The sequence below is a fragment of the Dietzia sp. DQ11-44 genome, assembly GCF_014145205.1.
Classification (GTDB): domain Bacteria; phylum Actinomycetota; class Actinomycetes; order Mycobacteriales; family Mycobacteriaceae; genus Dietzia; species Dietzia natronolimnaea.
Window position 1 is genome coordinate 1 of record NZ_JAALEC010000138.1, and the last position, 2,899, is coordinate 2,899.

Consider the following 2,899-nt stretch of genomic DNA (forward strand, 5'->3'; position numbering starts at 1 on the left):
GATCGCATCACGCGACCCGGGGGCTCCCGTCATACCACCCCACCCACGTGCGTGGCAGGCTGCAGGCGAGCTTGCAGGCCTGCGGACGAGGACCGGGCCCGTCTCCGGCTCGGGTGACCGGCGGACCGGAAGGAGTCGGCCTCGGGTTCGGACTGGCTGGCGTGGTCGGAGCCGCCGTGGTCTCGGATCTGGAGGATGAGAGAGGTGCCGACGGGGTGGACAAGCGACTGAATCGGCTCACCCTCGAGCGTTGGCAGGTGTGGATCTATGTCGCGGCCATCGCCGCGGGTCTCGCATCGGGGAGCGCCATCCCGGCGACGGCGTCGATGGCCGAGGTGCTGCTGTGGCCGGTTCTCGCCCTGTTGCTCTATGCCACGTTCCTCCAGGTGCCGGTGCTGCACCTAATCTCCGCCTCGCGCGACCTCCGGTTCTCCGGAGTGGTCCTGTTGGGCAACTTCGTACTCATGCCCCTGATCGTGTGGGCGATGGTGTCTCTCCTTCCCGCCGACCCCGCGATCCGTCTGGGCGTGTTGCTGGTGTTGCTCGTGCCGTGCACCGACTGGTTCATCTCCTTCACCCAGCTCGCCGGCGGGGATGTGCCCCGGGCCGTCGCGGTGACCCCCGTCAACCTTGTTCTACAGCTGCTCCTGCTTCCTCTTTATCTGCTGCTCATGGCGCGGGAGGAGGTCACAGGGTTGATCACGCTCAACGTGGTCGCGCCGGCGCTGCTGATCGTCGCCGTGCCCCTGATCGCGTCGACGCTCACGCAGTGGTGGGTCGATGCCCGCCCGGGGCGTCTTGTGGTGCGTGATCGATGGGCCTGGGCACCGGTTCCGCTGCTCGCTGGTGTCGTGTTTCTCGTCGCCACGGCTCAGGTGGATACCGTGCTCGGTGCGCTGAACGTTCTCCCGGTCGTCGTCCCGGTCTTCGTGGCGTTCCTGCTCGCGGCCGCGCTCACCGCCAAGGCTCTGGCGGTCTCGTTCTCTCTCCCGCCCCGACAGGCCCGGACACTCGCCTTCGGACTCGGGACCCGGAATTCGTTCGTCGTCCTTCCGCTGGCGCTCGCACTGCCTGAGGGGTTCGAGGTGGCGGCAGTGGTGATCGTGGCACAGACCCTGGTCGAGCTCCTCGGCATGATCGCCTTCCTCTGGCTGATTCCGGTGGTCTTCAGGACCGACCAGCGGTCCGCCGACGGGGGACTGTGAGGACCACCGTGTCGACGGGTCCCGGGGCGGCGGATGTGGCCACCGCACCTATCTGCGCTCGGCTGGTGCGAGGGCGGAGCGACGGTTGTCCACGGTGGTGCCGGCACACTCCACCGAGAGCCTGCTGCGTGTGTCACACGATGGCGTCGAGGGCGTGGGGCAGCGTCGTGACTCCGTCGGTCGCGAGGAAGTGGCCCGCTCCCGGGACGACCTGAGCCGACGTGCCGAGAAGACCGGCCAGGCGGTCTGTGAGGTCGACAGGAACATGATCGTCGTCGTCGGAACGCAAGATGGTGAGCGACCCGGCCCTCTCTCGGATCCCGGACAGGTCCACGCCGTCACCGATGAAGTCGTCCAGTTCGGGTAGCCCCGGCAACGGGTCGACGAATCCCGAGACGAGCACGAGACCGCCCACCTCCCACGGTCCCGTCAGGGAGGCGAGGTGGCGCAGAACGGTGAGGCAACCGAGGCTGTGGGCGACCACGATCGTGTCTCTCCCCGGGATACCGAGCTCTTCTGCGGCGGTAGCCGCCCACCGGTCCGGAGATGGGGACGTGGACTCCGGCAAGGCGGGTACTCGTGTGGGGACCCCCGCGTGTTCGAGCTGTTCTGCGAGCCACCCGAACCAATGGTCCGCGGGCGTCGCACCGTACCCGTGGAAGATCACGGCCTGGGTGGTTCTTACCGACGTCATGCCACCGAACGGTAGACCGTGCCGCAAGGGAGGGTGAGTACAGCCCTGGCGGCCTGGGTGTCGTTCCACTCCTCCGCACCGGCTCGCGGCCGGGGATCACCGAGGGGAGTGTCCGACCGTTGCTCGGGTTCAGTCCGAGCGCGGGGCAGTTGCTCACCTGCTCGCGTTGATGCATCAGTGTGCTGCCGGGTTCGGTGTCCGGCGGGCACCGGAGACCGGGCCGTGATGCTCGGAGGTTCTCGACGCGGAACGACGCGAGGTTCGCGGCGGTCGCCGTCGATCGACACAGCACGGTGTACCCGGCCACGACGGTGCGCGGTCGGCCGGCGACATGCCGTGGTGCCGGCTCGGTAGAAGACCCCGGCCCGGCCGGAGGCGCGGTAGAGGCGGTGACGGGTGAGACCGGTGAGCCCGCACACGGTCGCGATCCGCACGCCGAGGCCCCCGCCCTGAGTGCCCCCCACACGGTCGTGAGTCGGGACGGCCACTCACCGCACGCGACGGAGCTCTGGGAGGACGAGCCGAGCACTGGGAGGACGAGCCGACTCCGCCCTGCAGCTCGAGCCGCACTGATGACCGGATCGCGTAGGCCCCGTCCCCTCGGGTCGGGTAGGACACGTGGTGGCAGGGGCGGAAGTCGGGCGGCCGGAGGGGGAACACGGCAGGGACGCAGCGGGAAGACCCGTCTGTACGTGGCTTTGGCGATCTGCCGGCATGGGCCTGCAGGGGCGCCCTGGGAGGCGTTGACCAGCCGATTTGGTGTTCCGTTGGGGCGCGTGTAACTTTATCGGAGCCGCCAGGGAGCGGGGGTCGAGCCGAGAGGTTCGAGTCCTGGTTTCGGGCGGTGGCTTCGCGAAGGGGCGCCGAACGATCGGGTTGACCGATCGACTTCGGTCCGCTAGAGTAGGCGAGCTGCCTCCGATGGAGAGCGGCAACTTCCCCCTAAGGTATGTGGCGATAGTGCCACATGGCGACGGTGTGGTGGTGTTGTTTGAGAACT

At 68.5% G+C, this 2,899-nt stretch carries 2 protein-coding genes; one reads left to right on the top strand and one right to left on the bottom strand.

Annotated features, from left to right (window positions below; genetic code table 11):
- Window positions 1-215 precede the first annotated feature (215 nt).
- Complete coding sequence (locus G6018_RS04265) at window positions 216-1,205, top strand: bile acid:sodium symporter (protein ID WP_347237791.1); 990 nt, start codon at window positions 216-218, stop codon at window positions 1,203-1,205.
- Window positions 1,206-1,338: 133 nt separating this feature from the next.
- Here the strand turns inward: G6018_RS04265 and G6018_RS04270 are convergent, their stop codons facing one another.
- Window positions 1,339-1,899, bottom strand: a complete 561-nt coding sequence (locus tag G6018_RS04270; RefSeq protein ID WP_179524635.1) for an alpha/beta fold hydrolase — start codon at window positions 1,897-1,899, stop codon at window positions 1,339-1,341.
- Window positions 1,900-2,899: the final 1,000 nt, after the last annotated feature.

Excerpts from the sequence above, each read along its gene's own strand:
- G6018_RS04270 (WP_179524635.1), bottom strand. The coding sequence starts at position 1,899 with ATGACGTCGGTAAGAACCACCCAGGCCGTGATCTTCCACGGGTACGGT.